General features: G+C 72.1%; 13 protein-coding genes. 9 read left to right on the top strand and 4 right to left on the bottom strand.

The window, feature by feature from the left end:
• Positions 1–15 precede the first annotated feature (15 nt).
• Positions 16–804, bottom strand: a complete 789-nt coding sequence (locus tag ACZ67T_RS28015; RefSeq protein WP_469987749.1) for a DeoR/GlpR family DNA-binding transcription regulator — start codon at positions 802–804, stop codon at positions 16–18.
• 58 nt (positions 805–862) lie between these two features.
• On the opposite strand from ACZ67T_RS28015, the gene ACZ67T_RS28010 reads away from it, so the two are divergent.
• The 3 genes from ACZ67T_RS28010 (at position 863) to ACZ67T_RS28000 (ending at position 3,508) form a co-directional block, all read left to right on the top strand.
• Positions 863–1,510, top strand: a complete 648-nt coding sequence (locus tag ACZ67T_RS28010) for a bifunctional 4-hydroxy-2-oxoglutarate aldolase/2-dehydro-3-deoxy-phosphogluconate aldolase (RefSeq protein ID WP_469987748.1) — start codon at positions 863–865, stop codon at positions 1,508–1,510.
• 72 nt (positions 1,511–1,582) lie between these two features.
• Positions 1,583–2,908: an MFS transporter gene (locus tag ACZ67T_RS28005; RefSeq protein ID WP_469987747.1), complete on the top strand. Its 1,326-nt coding sequence runs from the start codon at positions 1,583–1,585 to the stop codon at positions 2,906–2,908.
• Positions 2,909–2,926: 18 nt separating this feature from the next.
• Positions 2,927–3,508 carry a P-loop nucleotide/nucleoside kinase family protein gene (locus tag ACZ67T_RS28000; RefSeq protein WP_469987746.1) on the top strand — a complete coding sequence of 194 codons (582 nt, stop codon included), beginning with the start codon at positions 2,927–2,929 and terminating at the stop codon, positions 3,506–3,508.
• A 194-nt stretch (positions 3,509–3,702) separates the two neighbouring features.
• On the opposite strand, the gene ACZ67T_RS27995 is transcribed toward ACZ67T_RS28000, so the two are convergent.
• Positions 3,703–4,749: an NAD(P)-dependent alcohol dehydrogenase gene (locus tag ACZ67T_RS27995; RefSeq protein ID WP_469987857.1), complete on the bottom strand. Its 1,047-nt coding sequence runs from the start codon at positions 4,747–4,749 to the stop codon at positions 3,703–3,705.
• An 80-nt stretch (positions 4,750–4,829) separates the two neighbouring features.
• Here ACZ67T_RS27995 and ACZ67T_RS27990 point away from each other — a divergent pair, with 80 nt between their 5' ends.
• The 6 genes from ACZ67T_RS27990 (at position 4,830) to ACZ67T_RS27965 (ending at position 13,984) form a co-directional block, all read left to right on the top strand.
• On the top strand, positions 4,830–5,681 hold the full coding sequence (locus ACZ67T_RS27990; RefSeq protein ID WP_469987745.1) for an SDR family NAD(P)-dependent oxidoreductase: 852 nt from the start codon (positions 4,830–4,832) through the stop codon (positions 5,679–5,681).
• Between the two features lie 229 nt (positions 5,682–5,910).
• Positions 5,911–6,780: a branched-chain amino acid ABC transporter permease gene (locus ACZ67T_RS27985; RefSeq protein WP_469987744.1), complete on the top strand. Its 870-nt coding sequence runs from the start codon at positions 5,911–5,913 to the stop codon at positions 6,778–6,780.
• Positions 6,781–6,791: 11 nt separating this feature from the next.
• Positions 6,792–9,311 (top strand): ATP-binding cassette domain-containing protein, encoded by a 2,520-nt coding sequence (locus ACZ67T_RS27980; protein WP_469987743.1) that lies wholly within the window; start codon positions 6,792–6,794, stop codon positions 9,309–9,311.
• A gap of 42 nt (positions 9,312–9,353) precedes the next feature.
• Positions 9,354–10,721, top strand: a complete 1,368-nt coding sequence (locus ACZ67T_RS27975) for an FAD-dependent oxidoreductase (protein WP_469987742.1) — start codon at positions 9,354–9,356, stop codon at positions 10,719–10,721.
• Positions 10,722–10,869: 148 nt separating this feature from the next.
• Complete coding sequence (locus tag ACZ67T_RS27970) at positions 10,870–12,015, top strand: acyl-CoA dehydrogenase family protein (RefSeq protein WP_469987741.1); 1,146 nt, start codon at positions 10,870–10,872, stop codon at positions 12,013–12,015.
• A 16-nt stretch (positions 12,016–12,031) separates the two neighbouring features.
• Positions 12,032–13,984, top strand: a complete 1,953-nt coding sequence (locus tag ACZ67T_RS27965) for an oxidoreductase (protein WP_469987740.1) — start codon at positions 12,032–12,034, stop codon at positions 13,982–13,984.
• A gap of 401 nt (positions 13,985–14,385) precedes the next feature.
• Here ACZ67T_RS27965 and ACZ67T_RS27960 read toward each other — a convergent pair whose 3' ends face one another.
• Both ACZ67T_RS27960 and ACZ67T_RS27955 read right to left on the bottom strand, forming a co-directional pair.
• Positions 14,386–15,249: a 3-hydroxybutyryl-CoA dehydrogenase gene (locus tag ACZ67T_RS27960; protein ID WP_469987739.1), complete on the bottom strand. Its 864-nt coding sequence runs from the start codon at positions 15,247–15,249 to the stop codon at positions 14,386–14,388.
• Positions 15,250–15,277: 28 nt separating this feature from the next.
• Positions 15,278–16,954, bottom strand: a complete 1,677-nt coding sequence (locus ACZ67T_RS27955; protein ID WP_469987738.1) for an AMP-binding protein — start codon at positions 16,952–16,954, stop codon at positions 15,278–15,280.
• Positions 16,955–16,993: the final 39 nt, after the last annotated feature.

Raw genomic sequence — 16,993 nt, 5'->3', positions numbered from 1 at the left:
TCGCACTCGCCCCGATCAGCCCGCCCTAAGCACGTTCGGTCCCCGATCCGCGATGCTGTCGGTGATCTCGGCCGGCAGGCCGGTGTCCGTGACGACGGCGTCCAGTTGGTCGAGGCGTGCCACCGTGAAGCGCTCGACGCCGCCCCACTTCGAGCTGTCGGCGAGCAGGGCGACCGAGGCGGCCGAGGCCATGACGGCCTGCTTCAGCAGGACCTTCTCCGAGGAGTGACTGGTCACGCCGTGAGCGAGATCCCAGGTGCCCGTGCTGAGGAAGGCCAGGTCGATGTTGAGTACCTCGATCGTCCGGGCGGCGAGAGGGCCGCTGCTCGAACCGCTGTCCGCGTCGGTCTCGCCGCCCGTGTGGATGGTGTGCACGGACGGCAGGGCCATCAGGCCGAGGGCAGCGTGGAAGTCGTTGGTGACGACCGTCAGGTCCGTGCGGGCGGCGAGGAGCGGAACGACTTCCTGGCAGGTCGTTCCGGCGTCCAGGTACAGCGTCATGCCGTCGTCGACGAGTTCGACGGCGGCATGCGCAATGGCCTGCTTGCGGGGGACCTCCAGTGCGGCCCGGGAGGCGCGTTCCCGGGGCGGTGCGCTGCCCGTCCAGTCGGCGAGGCGGACGCCGCCCTGCACGGAGACGACCTGGCCGGCGTCTTCCAGGGCGGCGATGTCGCGGCGGACGGTCATATGGGAGACGCCCAGGCTGGCGGTCAGTTCCCTGATGCTCAGGACGCCGTTGCTGCGCAGGAGGCGCAGGAGTTCCTGGTGGCGCTGCTCAGGGATCAGCGGTGCCTTGTCGCTCATGTGACTCCACTCTCATCCGCGTGACACGATGTGAAAGATTGTTCTACGGTGTTGCGCTATGGGAACAAAGTTTAACGCCCTTGACGCCATCACCCGTCCTGGGGCCCTCCTGATCGTCCGCCTCGACAGCGCCGAAGAAGCCCTGGCCGTCTCCGAAGCGGCGATAGAGGGAGGCATCCGTGCGCTGGAGATCACGCTCTCGGTGCCCGGCGCACTGGATGTCATCTCCAGTCTCGCCGACCGCCACAGCGCGGACGGCATCGTCATCGGCGCGGGCACGGTCCTCGACGAGCAGGCCGCACACCGCTGCATATCCGCCGGGGCCAACCTCCTGGTCAGCCCCAACCTCAACCCGGCGATGCTGGCGGTCGCCAATCGCTACCAGGCGGTCTCCGTGAGCGGCGCCTTCACGCCGTCCGAGATCGTCGACACCATGCAGGCCGGCGCCGACATCGTGAAGCTGTTCCCGGCCGAGTTCCTCGGTCCGGCCTACGTCCGCACGGTCAAGGCCCCCCTCCCGCAGGCGCCGGTCATGCCCGCGGGCGGGGTCACACCGGAGAACGTGAAGGAATGGTTCGACGCCGGGGTGAGCGCCGTGGGTGTCGGCTCCTCCGTCACCAAGGCCGCGCGCGCCGACGGCGACTACCACAAGGTCACCAGGGCCGCGGCCACCATGCTCGGCGCCATCGCCGAGGCCCGGGCCTGATCCGCACACCTCCGCCCTACGGCACCTCTCCGTCCCCGCCCCGCCGTTAATGGAGCAAAGGAGCTCTCTTCCATGGCCGAGCAGACCCTCGCCCCCTTGTCCCCGGACTCCCTGGACCAGGACGGGACCGCCCTGCGCAAGTCGATCCGTATCCGCTGGGTCCTTGTCGCCCTGCTGGTGATCGGCGGCGTCGTCAACTACCTCGACCGGGCGACCCTGAGCATCGCGAACACCACCATCGCCGATGAGTTCGACCTCAGTTCCACGCAGATGGGTCTGCTGCTCGCCGCCTTCTCGTGGCCGTACGCGGTCGCCAACCTGCCGGCCGGATATCTCGTCGACCGCTTCGGCCCCAAGAAGATGTACGCCTGGGCGGCCGGGCTCTGGTCGCTGGTGTCCATGATCGGCGCGGCCGCGACCTCCTTCGGCACCCTCTACGCGGCCCGCGTCGCCCTGGGCGTCGCCGAGTCGCCGTTCTTCACCGCGGGGCTCAAGGTCAACGAGCGCTGGTTCAACAAGGACGAGCGCGCTCTGCCCGTCTCGATCGTCAACACCGGCTCGCAGATCGCGAATGCCCTCGCCCCGCCGCTGCTCACGGGCCTGCTGATCACCTTCGGCTGGCGCGGCATGTTCCTCGCCGTCGGCGCTCTCGGCCTGGTGATCGTCCTCGTCTGGCTGCGGATCTACCGCGACCCGACGCTGCGCGAAGAGGCGCTGATCAAGGGCGCGGAGGCCGCCGAGGCCGCGGCCGCCGCCAAGGCGTCCGGCGATCCGCAGGCCGCCTGGGGCCAGATGTTCCGGCAGAAGAACACCTGGTTCATGGTGCTCGGCGCGTTCGGCATCTTCTACACCGTCTGGGTCTACCTCACCTGGCTTCCCAGCTATCTCCAGACCTCCCGCGGCTTCAGCCTCGCCGACACCGGCTGGCTGTCCTCCCTGCCGTATCTCTGCGGCATCGCGGGCGTCCTGGCCGGCGGCTGGCTGTCCGGCCGGCTGATCCGCAAGGGCCACTCCCCAGTCACCTCGCGCAAGGTGCCCATCGTCGGCGGCGCCGCGCTGGCCGCCGTCGCGGTCATCCCTGTCGCCTACGTGGACAGCACGGCCCTCGCGATGGTCCTCCTCTCTGTCGGATACTTCGCGGCACAGGCCCCGATGGGCTGCCTGTGGACGCTCGCCGGAGACATCGCGGAGAAGCACCAGGTGGCCTCGCTCGGAGCGATCCAGAACTTCGGCGGTTTCCTCGGTGCCGCCGCGGCCCCTGTCGTCTCCGGCGCGATCCTCGACGCCACCGGAAACAACTACAGCCTGGTCTTCCTGATCGGCGGCGTGCTGCTGATCGTCGGCGGCCTGTCGTACCTGCTCTTCGTCAAGGACCGCCGCCCGGCCGTCGCCGCCTGACCCACCCGGAGCCCGTAGATGAGCACTCCCCGAGTCCACCTGGTGATCGGCCCCGCCGGGTCCGGCAAGTCCAGCGTGGCCCGGCTGATCGCCGAGCGGTCCGCCGCCGTCTACTTGGACAAGGACACCGTCTGCACGAGGCTGACCGAGGCGCTCCTGGCCGCGGCCGGCACGGACCCGTCCGAGCGCGACCACAACCCGTACTACCAGTCCGTCGTCATGGACCTGGAGTACGCGACCCTCCTGGACCTGGCAGGGGACAACCTCCGCCTCGGCAGCTCGGTCGTCCTCGACGCCCCCTTCGGCCGCTACTTCTCCGATCCCGGCTACCTGACGTCGCTCGCCGACCGGCATGGCTGGCCCCGGGACATCGAGTACGTGGTGGTCCGGGTCCGCGTGGACAAGGAGACCGCCCACGCACGGGTGCGGGCCCGTGGCCATGCCCGCGACGCGTCCAAGCTGGCCGACTGGGACGCCTTCTGGGACAAGGCGTCCACCGCGGAATGCCGTTGGACGGGAGCCCGGATCCTGGAGTTCGACAACGGCGGCCACGGCGTCGACGCGGACGCGGTGGGCCGGGAGCTGGACGGGCTGGGGTGACGGCCGAGGGCGGGGCCGGGGGCCGCAGGATCACATCCCGCTGTCCCGCCTTCTGACTTCTGCATTGTGAGAGCCGCAGATCAGGGCCGGTTTCGGAGGATTCCGAAACCGGCCCTGGATCGTTTCCGGAGCCGGAGCCGGAGCCGGAGCCGGAGCCGGAGCCGGAGCCGGAGCCGGAGCCGTTCCTCATTCGCCTAGGTGGGCATCACCAGCACCGCCCGCCCCCGGATCAGCCCCCTGCGGAGGCGGTCGACGGCGTCCGGTGCCGAGGACAGTGGGAGCTGCTCCGTCTCCACGCGCAGGGCGCCGGAACGGGCGAGGGCGATGACCTCGGCCAGTTCCTGGCGGGTGCCCCAGAAAGGGAGCGACAGGCGGACGCCCGGAGGCAGGAACCCGGGCTTGCGGACCGTGAGTTGGCCGCCGCCGCTGCCCACGATCGCCAACTCTGCGCCGGGGCGCAGGACTTCGGTGGCGAGGTCGAGGGTGGGCTGTGCCCCCGCGAAGTCGAGCACGGCGTCCACGCCGACCCCGTCGGTCGCCTTCCGCAGGGCGGCGGCGGTGCCGGCGTCCATGAGGATGCTCTGATGCGCGCCGCAGCGGTCCGCGAGGGCGAGGGCCTCGGGGCGCAGGTCGACGGCGAGCACCCGGCTCGGGGTGGTCGCACGCAGGATCTGGACGGCGAGGTGTCCGAGGCCGCCGACGCCTATGACCAGCGCCGTGCTGCCCTCGCCGAGTGCCTGCCGCACACCGGCGACGGCGTGGTACGAGGTCAGACCGGCGTCGGACAGCGGCGCCGCCTGATCGGCCGGGAGGTCGCCGATCGGGACCAGATGGCGGGCGGCGGGGACGAGCACGTACTCGGCCGTGCCGCCGTCGCGGCCGAGTCCCGCCCCGTGCCAGCCGAGGGTGCCGCGCCGGTCGCAGTGGTTGTCCTGTCCGGCGGCGCAGCGCGTACAACGCCCGCATCCCCACGGGCCGTAGACCACGACACGCTCGCCGAGCGCCGGTCCGCCGTCCGCGCCGGGGCCGAGGGCGGCGACCCGCCCGGCGATCTCGTGGCCGAGCGTGAACGGCGGCCGGTAGGGCAGGGCGCCCGGGGCCGCGTCGAGGACATGGAGGTCGGAGTGGCACAGCCCGGCGGCCTCCACGCGCACCAGGACTTCTCCCGGGCCTGGCACCGGCCGGTCGAGGTCGGTGAGCTCCGGTTCCTGTCCCCAGTCCTTCAGTCGCAGCGCCTTCATCTTCACGGTTTCACCGTCCGGGGTCTTGTCAGTTCGGCGGCCGTGACGATAACAGATATGAAGTCAGTTCAATAATGGTCGTGGTCGACCTGGCGAAGGGCTGGAACATGAGCGAGAGTACGCGGCAGGCGCGGCAGGCGCGGCAGGGACGGTTCACGGGCAAGGTCGCCTTGGTGACCGGCGCCGGATCGGGCATGGGGGCTGCCGTCGCACGGGAGTTGGCGGCAGAGGGAGCGGCGTACGTGGTGCTCGCCGATCTGAACGGTGAGTCGGCCAAGGCCGTGGCCGCCGAACTGCCCGACGGGCGGGCGGTCGCGGTCGCACTCGACGTGGCCGACGCGGCGGCGGTCGAAGGCGCCGTCGGCGATGTGGTGCGCGAGCACAACCGGCTCGACGTGGTCGTGCACGCCGCCGGCGTCGACGATCCGAAAGCCAAGCAGCTCATCGCGGACGCACTGGTCGAGGGGCGTCCGCCCGAGGTCACCGACCGGCTGGACGACACCTCCTGGGGGCGCGTCATGCGGGTCAATCTCGACGGCACGTTCCATGTGCTGCGCGCGGCGGTGCGGGTGATGCGCCCGGCCGGTTCCGGCGCGATCGTCGTCATAGGCTCCTCGTCGGCCTTCGACACACCGGTCGGATACCCCCACTACTCCGCGTCGAAGGCCGGCGTGCACGCGCTCAGTCAGGCCGTGGCCAAGGAGGTCATCGCCTCCGGGATCCGGGTCAACGTGGTCGCGCCGGGCCCGACGGAGACCGGCATGGCCGCGCGCACGCCCGACGCGCTGCGCAGTGGCTTCGCCGATCCGCGAGTGCGCCCCTACGCGACGCCCGGGGAGATCGCCGACATCGCCCTGTTCCTGGCGAGCGACGCCGCGGCGAACCTGGTCGGAGCGGTACTGCTCGCCAACGGGGGCCGCTTCACGGCCTGATCCGGGCTCGATCCGGGGCCTGATCCCGGGCCCGATCGGCGACCCGATCCGGGGCCTGAATCACTGCTCGATGCGCGGACTGATCGGCTTCGCGGCAAATCAACTCGTGCACGGGTATTGCCCGAGCCGGAGCCGAGTGTCTACGGTCCATGAATTGAGTTCAGTTCGTAATTTGATCGGTGATGCCGAGGCTCCGGACCCGGGCGTACGGCACGAGGAGACGGTCGACGTGGATCAGTTCTTGCTCGTCCTGGTGAGCGGTCTCGCCAGCGGCGCGGTGTACGGCCTGATGGGGCTCGGGCTCGTGATCATTTATAGGGCCACGGACGTGGTGAACTTCGCCCTCGCCAGCCTGGCGACGATCGGGCTGTACGCGGCGCTGACCCTGTACGACGAGGGCCTGCCGCTCATCCTGGCCGCAGGGGCCGCGATCGTCGTCACCGCGGCGGTCGGTCTCGCCGCCCGGGAGACGGTCATCAGGCCCCTCGCCCATGGCGAGTTGCTCTCGGCCCTGGTGATGACCATGGGCGTGTCCCTCATCGCGGAGAGCGTCATCAGTACGATCTGGGACGATCAGCCACGGCTCTTCCCGAGCCTGGTGGACGGGTCGGTCTCGTTCGGCGACGCCGCGATCCCGACGCAGAGCCTGCTGACCATCGGTGTGGCGGCCGTCGCCATGGCGCTGGTGGCGTACCTCTTCGGTCGCACCACCATCGGCTCCGCGATGCGCGCCGTCGCCGAGTCCGCCGACACCGCGCAGATCCTCGGCCTCGGCTCGCAGCGCATCGCCCGCGTCGCCTGGGCGCTCGGCCTCGGCCTGGGCGCGCTCGCCGCCATCCTGTACGCACCCCGCGCGGGGCTGATGCCCACCGTGCTCAGCGCCCCGCTCTTCCGCGCCTTCGCCGGGATGTTCCTCGGCGGGCTGACGAGCATGTACGGCGCCGTCATCGGCGGGCTGACCGTCGGCGTGCTCGACAACCTGGCCGCGAGCTACGTATCGGCCGGATACCGGGACACGTTCGTGTTCACGTTCACCATCGTCGTGCTGCTGATCCGCCCGCAGGGGCTGTTCGGCATGCGCGCGTTCCAGCGGGTCTGAGGGAGCGCTCCATGTCCGTCTTCAGCCGTTCCAACCTCCTGAGGGCCGGGTGCGGGCCGCTCGCCGCGGTCCTCCTGATCCTCGTCCTGCGCAGCGGCGTCGTACCGCGCTACCAGGCCTACTCCGTCGGGCTCGCCGCCGTCTACACCGTGCTCGTGCTCTCCGTGAACCTGCTCGCCGGATGGGCCGGCATCTGGTCGATCGCGCATCCCGCCTTCTTCGCCCTGGGTGCCTACTTCGCCTCGTACGGCAGCACCCACGGCTGGTCACTGGAGGCCGTCGTGCTCGGGGCCGCCGGGTGCGCCGCCGCCTTCGGGGCGTTTCTCGGCGGAGCCGGCGCCCGGTTCTCCATGCTGTATCTGGCCCTGCTGACCCTCGCGTTCACCATGGTGTCCCTGGAGGTGATGGGTCAGTGGACCGCTGTCACCGGCGGTGACCAGGGCATTCCGATGGAGGAGCTGCACAGCGCCCTCGGGCTCGGCACGCTCTCCAGCGCCGGCACGCAGGCCCAGTACCTCGCCGTGGGTGTGGCCGGAGCAGCCCTGGCCGTGGGTGCGCTGGCCCGGCCGAGTGCCCTGCGCATGCGGCTGGTCGCCGCCAAGTCCCATCCGCTGGCCGCACGTTCGGTCGGGATCGCGCCCGAGGCCCAGTCGGCCCTCGCCTTCGCCGTCAGTGCCGTGTTCGCGGCACTCGCCGGCGTACTTCTTGCACTGGTCGTCGGATTCGTCAGCCCCGAGCCGTTCTCGCTGGCCCTGGCGATCTCGCTGATCGCCGCGTGTGTGCTCGGGGGCGCCGGGACGCTGGTCGGTGCGGTGGTCGGCGGCGCGTATCTGACCTGGGCGCCCGCCGCCGCCGAGACCGTGGGCGTCGCGCAGCCGATCCTTCAGGGAGTCGTGCTCATCGCGGCCCTGGTGTTCCTGCCGGGCGGTGTCGCGCCGTTCCTCGGGCGTGCCGCGCGCCGGCTCCTCGGGCGCGCCACGGCGAAGCCGCCCACTCTCGTCGAAGCGGCCGAACAGGTGCCGCCACCGGTGCCCGCACCCGCGCCGTCCGCCCCCGAGCTGCTGCGCGTCGACGACGTGGGCGTCTCCTTCGGCGGCGTGAAGGCACTCGAAGGCGCGTCGATGACCGTACGGGCCGGCGAGACCGTCGCGATCATCGGTCCCAACGGGGCGGGAAAGACCACGCTGTTGAACGTCCTGTCCGGGCTCGTCGGCGGCGGCCGGGTGACGGGCGGCGCACAGTACGCGGGCAAGCCCCTGCTCAAGAGCCGGGCCACGGCGCGGCGCGGGCTCGGCATCGGCCGCACCTTCCAGCACGCCGAGACGTTCCCGGAGCTGACCGTCGCCGAGAACATCCTGTGCACCCACCGCCGCGTCACCGCCCACCACCGGGCCAGGGCCGCCGAACTCCTGGAAAGCGTCGGCCTCGCACCCTTCGCGGACCGCCGTCCCGCCGAGCTGCCCTTCGGCCTGCACAAGCGCATCGACCTGGCCCGGGCGCTCGCCGAGGAACCCCGACTACTGGTCCTGGACGAGCCGTTCGGCGGGCTCGACGCCGGTGAACGCACCCTGCTCGCGCGGGAGATCGTGCGCCAGCAGCAGCGCGGCACCGCCGTCGTCATCATCGACCACGTCCTCGACGACCTGTTCGCCGTGGCCCACCGGGTCGTCGCCTTCGACTTCGGCCGGCCCGTCGGCGAGGGCCTGCCCGGCACGATCCTGGACGACCCGCGGGTCCGTACGTCCTATCTCGGCGAGGGCGGCGACCGCGTCGAACTCCCGCCCCGCGACGGCCTCGCGGCACCAGCCGTACACCTCACCGGAGTCGATCACTCCTACGGCGGCGTCGCCGCGCTGCGCGGCATCGACCTCACCGTCCCCCGGGGCAGCGTGCTCGGCGTCGTCGGCGCCAACGGTGCGGGCAAGTCCACCCTGGGCCAGATCCTGCACGGCACCCTCGCCCCCACCCACGGCCGCCGCACAGCCGAGGGTGACCTGCGCAGCGCGCTCGTGCCCGAGGGCCGGGCCCTGTTCAAGACGCTCTCCCTGCGGGAGAACCTGGAGGTCGCCGCGTACGCCGCGGGCATCAAGGGCGCGGAGCTGCGCGCCCGCCTCGCGCAGACCGGCGAGTGGCTGCCGCCGCGGCTGCGCGAACGCATGGGGATGCCCGCCGCCGGCCTGTCCGGCGGCGAACAGCAGATCCTCGCCCTCGCCCGCGCCCTGATGGCGCGGCCCGATCTGCTGATCGTCGACGAACCGGCCCTCGGCCTCTCCCCGGCGATGGTCACCGAGGTGTACGCCCGCCTCGGCCGGCTCGCGCACGACGGCATGACGGTCGTCCTCCTCGAACAGTCGCTCACCCGCGCCGCGTCCGCCTGCCACGAGGTCGTCGTCCTGCACGACGGCCGCGTGGCCGCCCAGGGCGAGCCCGCCGACCCCGAGTTCCTCGCCCACGCCGAACGGGCCTACTTCGACGGCTTCGACCGCTTCGACGGCGAGGAGGACGCGTCCGTCGCCGCTGTACAGGGCTGAGTCCGAACGCGTACCGACAGATCCAGATGGAGGAGAACCACCGTGCAAGCACAAGGTGCCGACCTGCCCGCGACCGGAGCGGACGGGGTCGACCTGCTCGTCGTCGGCGCGGGCATGGCCGGACTGACCGCCGCCGCGCGAGCCGTCCGGGACGGGCTGTCCGTCGCCGTCGTCGAGAGCGCCCCGGACGTCGGCGGCTCCGCGCGCTTCGCGGGCTACGCCTGGACCGCCCCCGACCACGCGACGATGGACGCGCACAACCCGCGCGGCGACCGGGCGCTCAAGCGGGCCCTCGTGGACCGGTTCGCCGACGGCATCGACTGGATCCGGTCCGTCGGCGTCGAGGCCGACGACGCGCAGCCGATCCTCAGCTTCGGCCGAGGCCACCGCTTCGACACGAATCACTATGTCGACACCTGCCGCCGGCTGATCGCCGAGGGCCAGGGCGAGCTGCTCCTGAACACCGAGACGGAACAGCTCCTCGTCGAGGACGGGGGCGTGAGAGGCGCGGACGTGCGCGCCGCCGACGGCGGACGCCGCCGCATCCGCGCCACGACCACCCTCCTCGCCACCGGCGGCTTCCAGGGCGACACCGAACTGCGCACCGCACACGTGCATCCGCACGCGGACCGCATGCAGCTGCGCTCGAACCCGCACAGCACCGGCGGCGGGTACCGGCTCGCGACCGCGATCGGCGCGGCCACCGGCAGCGAGGACGCCGGGTTCTACGGACACCTCATCCCCAGCGGCATTCCCTTCGCCGACCCGGCCGACTTCGTCGACATGTCGCTCTACTACAGCGAGCACGCCCTCCTGCTCAACCTGCGCGGCGAGCGGTTCGTCGACGAGACGCTCGGCGACCACCTCACCACCATGGCCCTCCTCGACCAGCCCGAGAGCCGCGGCCTGCTCATCGCCGACGCCCGCGTGTTCCGTGACTGGATCGTCGGCTCGTACGTCGAAGGGGCCGTCGCCGTCGACAAGTTCGCCCTCGCGAGCAAGCGCGGAGGCCGCGTCGGACTCGCCGAGGACCTCGACGAACTCGCCTACCTGCCCGAGGAGTGGGGGTACGACGCCGAGGTCGTCCGGGACGCCGTCCGGCGCTTCAACGAGCAGGTCACCGCGGAGCCGGGTCCGGTACCCGGCCGCGCGCTCGACCGCCTCCCGCTCGACGAGGCGCCGTACTACGTCATCGAGACCGTGCCCGCCATCACGTTCCCCTTTCACGGCCTGCGCATCGACGACCGGGCCCGCGTGCTGGACGGGGACGGCGTCCCGCTGCCCGGGCTCCTCGCAGCCGGGTCCGACACCGGAGGCCTGTGGGACCGCGCCTACGCGGGCGGTATCGCCTCGGCCCTCGTCTTCGGCCTGACGGCCGCAGGCACTGCCGCCGCGGCGGCCCACGACTGAGAACCCGCGCTCGCGGCAGGGACCCGGCGTCCTCGACATCGTCGCCGCGCACCCCGCCCCCGACTCGCCACGACGCCGACGGGTTCCTTGACGACGGGACCCGGTACCCACCGACCCCCACTCGCACCTTCACGTTGGAGAACGCACCATGCACGACCGGCACCCCGACATCGATCCCCGACTCCTGTCCGAGACCGACGAACAACGCGAACTCCACTCCGTCCTACGGGACTTCTTCACCGAGGTCAGCGGTCCCGACGACGTCCGCGCGCACATGGCGGGCCCGCGCGGCCACGACGAGCGGCTCCGGGCGCGGCTCGCCGGCGAGATCGGAGTCCAAGGCCTCGCGATCCCCGAGGAGTACGGCGGATCCGGCTGCACCTTCGCCGAACTCGCCGTCGCCCTGCAGGAGTCGGGCCGCGCCCTGTGCACCGTCCCGCTGCTGCCCACGGTGGGCCTCGCCGCGCCCGCCCTGCTCGGCAGCGGCGACCGGCAGGCGTGCGAGCGGTATCTGCCGGGCATCGCGAACGGCACGCTGACCGCGACCGTGGCGGGCCTTCAGGAGGGTGAGCCCGGCATCGGCGCCGAGAACACGGACGGTCGGACCGTGCTGCGCGGTGCCGCGGACTTCGTGCTCGACGGAGCGGGCGCCGACCTCATCCTCGTACGGGCCCAAACTCCTGACGGACCACGGATGTTCGCCGTCGAACCGGACCCGGACACCTGCCTGCGGACCCCGCACCGCGTCCTCGACGAGACCCGGCGCCAGGCGCGGGTCGAGTTCCGGGGCGCGCCCGCCACGCCCGTGGGGGAGTCCGACGAGACGACGTCCGTCCTCGACACGGCGCGGGCCGCGCTCGCCGCCGAGCAGGTCGGCGGCAGCAGCCACGCCCTGGACGCCACCGTCGCATTCGTTGCGCAGCGCCACCAGTTCGGGCGCCCCATCGGCTCGTTCCAGGCCGTCAAGCACCGCCTCGCCGATGTGCTGGTCGCCCTGGAGGCGGCCCGCTCGGCATCCGCGTACGCGACCGCCTGTGTCGCGCTCCGCTCGCCCCAGCTGCCGGTGGCCGCGAGCGCCGCCGCCGCGGTCTGCGCCGAGACCTTCAGGCTGGCCACGGCCGAGTACGTCCAGCTGCACGGCGGGATCGGCTTCACCTGGGAACACCCCGCGCACCTGTACGTGCGCCGCGCGCGCAGCGGAGCGGTGCTCTTCGGCACGCCTGCGAGTCACCGAGCACGGCTCGCCGAAGTCATCGGCCTCGGACTCAGCGCGAACACCGCCACCGCCGCTTGAGCCGAGGGAGACATCCATGAACGCACCGAGCACCCCTGCCCTCGCCGCACCCTTCACGCTCGGCGGGCACACCCTCCGCAACCGTCTCGTCGCCACCGCGCACGCCACCGCGGCCGTCGCCGACGGCGCCCCCACCGAAGCCGACCACGCCTACTGGCGCCGCCTGGCACAGGGCGGCGCAGGCATGGTCATCACCGGCGGCACCGCCGTGGCCCCGGAGTCGACGCTGCCGCAGCGCTATCTCACCGAGGCGTGGCGCCCCGAGATCAAGGACGCCCTACGCCGCCGCGCCGAGGCCGTCACCGAAGGCGGCGCGGTGGCGATCGCCCAGCTCGTGCATCTCGGGCGCGAGACGCTCGGCGCGGGAACGTACTACCCGCCGGTCTCGGCGGCCGCCGTCCGCTCGCCCCGCGAGGCGAGCGCGCCCCACCCGCTGAGCACAGAAGAGGTACGCCGCGTCGTCGACGCCTTCCGCGTCTCGGCGGCCAACAGCGTGCAGGCCGGTTTCGACGGCGTCGAACTGCACGCCGGACACGGCTACTTGCTCGCCCAGTTCCTCTCCCGCGCCACCAACACCCGCGACGACGAGTACGGCGACCGGATCGCCCTGCTCGCCCAGGTGACCGACGCGATCCGTAGCGAGATCGGGCAACACCCCATCGGCGTACGGGTGTCGGTGGAACCGGGCGAGAACTCCGGACTCGGCCTCGACGACCTCGTCGAACTCCTTCCGCGCCTGCACGCCGCCGCGCCGATCACGTACGCCAATGTCACCACCGGCGTCCGCAACACCTACGTCCCCGGCATGGCCACCACCCGCCCGCCGCTCCTCGCGTCCGTCGCCCGGTTGCGCGCCGCGACCGGGCTGCCGCTGCTGGTCAGCCAGAGCTTCCGGTCCGGTGCCGACATCGAGCGGGCGCTGGACTCGGGCGCCGACCTGGTCGGCATGGCGCGCCCGTTCATCGCCGACCCCGACTTCGCCCGGAAGGTCGTCGCCGGGGACGAACGCTCCATCCGCCCCTGCACGAGCTGCAACGAGGGCTGCCGGACCTTCGAACCCACCGGCTCGTGCTCGGTCAACCCCGAGCTCGGACCGCCCGGTACGACCGCCCGCCCGGCCGTGCCGCTGCTGATCGGCCGCCACGGCACCGGCGGCTGCGACGGCCCGGTCGCCGTCGTCGGCGCAGGTCCCGCGGGGATGGAGTGCGCGGCGGCACTGGCCCGCACCGGCCACGAGGTCGTCGTCTTCGACGGCGCCCCGCACGTCGGCGGGCAGATCCGGCTCGCAGGACGCGCCGCGCACCGCTCCGGGTGGCTGAAGCTCATCGACTACCAGCGCGATCAACTCGTCGACCTGGCCGTCGAGTTGCGCCTCGACACCGCGCCGGCGTCGGCCGAACTTTCGGAGTACGCAGAGGTAGTGCTCGCCACCGGCGCCCGGGAGGCAGGGGTGTCCGTGCCCGGCACGCTGCCCACCCTCCGGAGCACGGACTTCCTCGACCGCTGCGCCGACTTGGTGCCGAGCGCGCCCCGGGTGGCCGTCCTCGACAACGGGTTCGGCTGGTGGCAGGGCATCAGCGCCGTGGAGAGCGCCCTGGCGGCCGGTGCCCGCGAGGTCACCCTCGTCACCCCGGGCAACGGCTTCGCCACCGGCATCTCCCCCGAGAACCGCACCCAGCTGATGAATCGGCTGGCCGGCGCACCGCTCCGCGTCATCGCACTGAACACCGTGACCGCCACGACAGACGACGGCATGCGACTGCGAGGCGTCCTGGACGGACGCGAGACCGACCTCGCAGCCGACGTCCTGGTGACCGTCGGCGAACGACTCTCGCGCCGACCGAACTTCACACCCGTGGACGGCCAGACCGTCCGCGCGATCGGCGACTGCGTCGTACCCCGCCTGGTGACCCACGCCGTCGCCGAGGGACGCGCGGCGGCAGAGGCGGTCGCGCACCGCGCGCCGTGACCGCACTACAACCCGTCACCGCACGGCGAACCCCGTTCTCAAGGACTGGTCGACGACGACCATGGGCAAACGACGACGATGATGCCGGCGGCGCGCTGCGCCGACGACCTGCGCGGGGCACAGCTGTCGTAACCGACACGAGACAAGATCCTGGCGACGTCGCACCGGGGGCGGCCCTTCTCCCGCAGGGCCGCCCCCGGTCGCCGTCAACTTCCCCTTCCCGTCACCGGCCTTCTTCACGGGCATCGCCGAGCCCGAGCAGATTCCGAACAGGCGCAGGCAGCCGGTCCCCGCCGGTGACCGACCGGAGTGGACGGACCAACTGCACGGTCGCGTCGGCCAGGTGGGGCACATGGAAAGGCCGGCCACGGGAGTCCAGCGACCGGCCCTCACCCCTGACGTCAGTCCTCGTACACGTAGAACCCGCGCCCGCTCTTACGCCCGAGATGGCCCGCCGCCACCATGCGCTGCAGCAGCGGAGGCGCGGCGTACAGCGGCTCCTTGAACTCGTCGTACAGCGATTCCGCGACGGCCTGCGCCGTGTCCAGGCCGATCAGGTCGACCAGCCGCAGCGGGCCCATCGGGTGGGCGCAGCCCAGTTCCATGCCGCGGTCGATGTCGTCCGCGCGGGCCGTGCCGGACTCCACCATGCGGATCGCGGCGAGCAGATACGGCACCAGGAGCGCGTTGACCACGAAGCCGGACCGGTCGGGCGCCTCGACGGTCTCCTTGCCGAGCCCTTCGACGGCGAACGCGCGGGCGCGCTCCAGGGTTTCGGCGGTGGTGGTGAGCGCGGGCACGACCTCGACGAGCTTCTGTACCGGTACGGGGTTGAAGAAGTGCAGCCCCACGACGTGGGAGGCGCGGCCGGTGGTCACGGCGAGGTCGACGACGGGGATCGAGGAGGTGTTGGTGGCGAGCACGGCGTCCGGGTCGGTGAGCACCTTGTCGAGCTGCCGGAACACCTCGGTCTTCACCTCCCGGTTCTCGGCGACGGCCTCGATGACGAACTGGCGGTCGGCCAGTTCGCCGAGGTCGTGGGTGAACGACAGCCGGGTCAGTGCCTGTTCGCGCTCGGCCTCCGTGAGCTTGCCGCGGCGCAGCCCGCGGTCCAGGGACGCGACGACCCGGGCGCGGCCCGCGGCGGCGAGCTCGGGGCTCGACTCGGCGACGGTGACGTCCAGGCCGCGCAGCGCGGCGACCTCGGCGATGCCGGAGCCCATGAGGCCGCAGCCGACGACACCGAGACGGGTGATGACAGACATGAGAGTCCTTTCAGAAGGGGGTGTGGCGTCAGCGTTCGTGGACGGCGCGGACGGTCATGCCCTCGATGGCGTCCGAGGCTCCGGCGCGGTCGCGCAGCCACTGACGCAGGGCGAACTTCTTGACCTTGCCGATCGTCGTGTACGGCAGGGCGTCGACGAGGACGAGGCTTTCGGGGATCTTCTGCGCGGCGACCTCACGGCCGGTCAGATGCTCGCCGATCTCCTTGAGGGTGAGCTGCTGTCCAGGGCCGGTGACGACGAACGCGCACGCCCGCTCGCCCGTACGCGCGTCGGGCCCGGCGACGACGGCGACCTCCGCGACGGCCGGGTGTTCACCGAGGAGGTTCTCCACCTCACGGACGCTGATCTTCTCGCCGGACCGGTTGACCACGTCCTTGAGGCGGCCCTCGATGTGGAGCGCGCCGTGCTCGTCGAACCGCGCCAGGTCGCCGCTTCGGAACCAGCCGTCAGGCGTGAACGCGGCCTCGTTCAGGCCCGCCTCGAGGTAGCCGAGACAGGTGTCGGGGCCGCGCCACAGCACCTCGCCGAGCGGGTCGGGACCCGCCACCATGACCTCGGTGGGGGCGAGCGGCAGGCCGTCCGTGCGGGTGCGGACCCCGGCCGGGTCCCAGCGGTTGGCCGCCGTCACCGACGGCCCCTCGGTCGCCCCGTACATCCGCGTCACCACACCGAGCCGGTCCGCCGCCCGTCGGGCGAGTTCGTCGGGGATGTCCGCGCCGCCGCACACGAGGTAGCGGATCGTCGGTGCCGTGACATCAGCGGCTTCGGCGGCGGCGAGGACATCGGTGAGGAACGGAGTCGAGAAGATCGCGAAGCTCGCCCCCTCGTCGATGACCCGGCGCAGGGCGAGCGTCGGCTCCCAGCGGTCCTGGAGGACCACGGGTGCGCCGAGCAGGAACGGCAGCACGAGGGCGCAGTTGACGCCGGTGACATGGGTGACCGGCGACGGATTGAAGATCACGTCGCGCTCGTTCAGCGCGAACCGGTCGATCAGCGCGGCGTTCTCGTACACCACGGTGTTGTGGCTGTGCAGAACTCCTTTGGGGGCGGCGGTCGTTCCGGAGGTGTAGAGCAGCAGGCAGACCTGGTCGGGATCCGGCTCGGGCAGTGCGCGCACCGTCGCCTCGGGATCGGGGCCGGCCGAGTTCAGGAACGTGTCCCAGGCGACGGTGCCCGGCTGCTCGCTGCCCTCGGCCTCGTCGCCCTGCTCCCCGTCGACGACCACCACGTCCCGCAACTCGGGGAGGTCGTCGCGCAGGCCGCGGTAGAGCGCCGGGTAGTCGAAGCCCCGGTAGCGGCCCGGCACGAACACGAGCTTCGTCCGGGCCTGGCCGAGGATGAAGCGCAGCTCGCTGCCCCGGTAGATCGGCACGACCGGATTGGCGACGGCACCCACCTTCATGACGGCCTGGAAGACCACCAAGGCCTCAGCGCGGTTGGGCAGTTGGAACGAGACGACGTCATCCTGGCCGATGCCGTGCGCGTGCAGCGCCGCGGCCAGCTCCGTGGCCCGTCGGTCGACCTCGGCGAACGTCAGGCGGCGTGCCCCGTCGATCACGGCGAGCGCGTCCGGCCACAGGGCGGCGGCCCTGCTCGGATACCGGCCGACCGGGTCGTCGCGCCAGGCGCCGATGGCACGGTAGTGGGCGGCGCGTTCGGGCGCGGGGGGATGGGTGGGCCACATCGGGGTGTCTCCTCGGCTTCGGCTGTCTCAGATCGCCGG

This window comes from Streptomyces sp. NPDC107517 (assembly GCF_055582645.1).
This window is presented reverse-complemented; position numbering and strand designations above follow the sequence as displayed.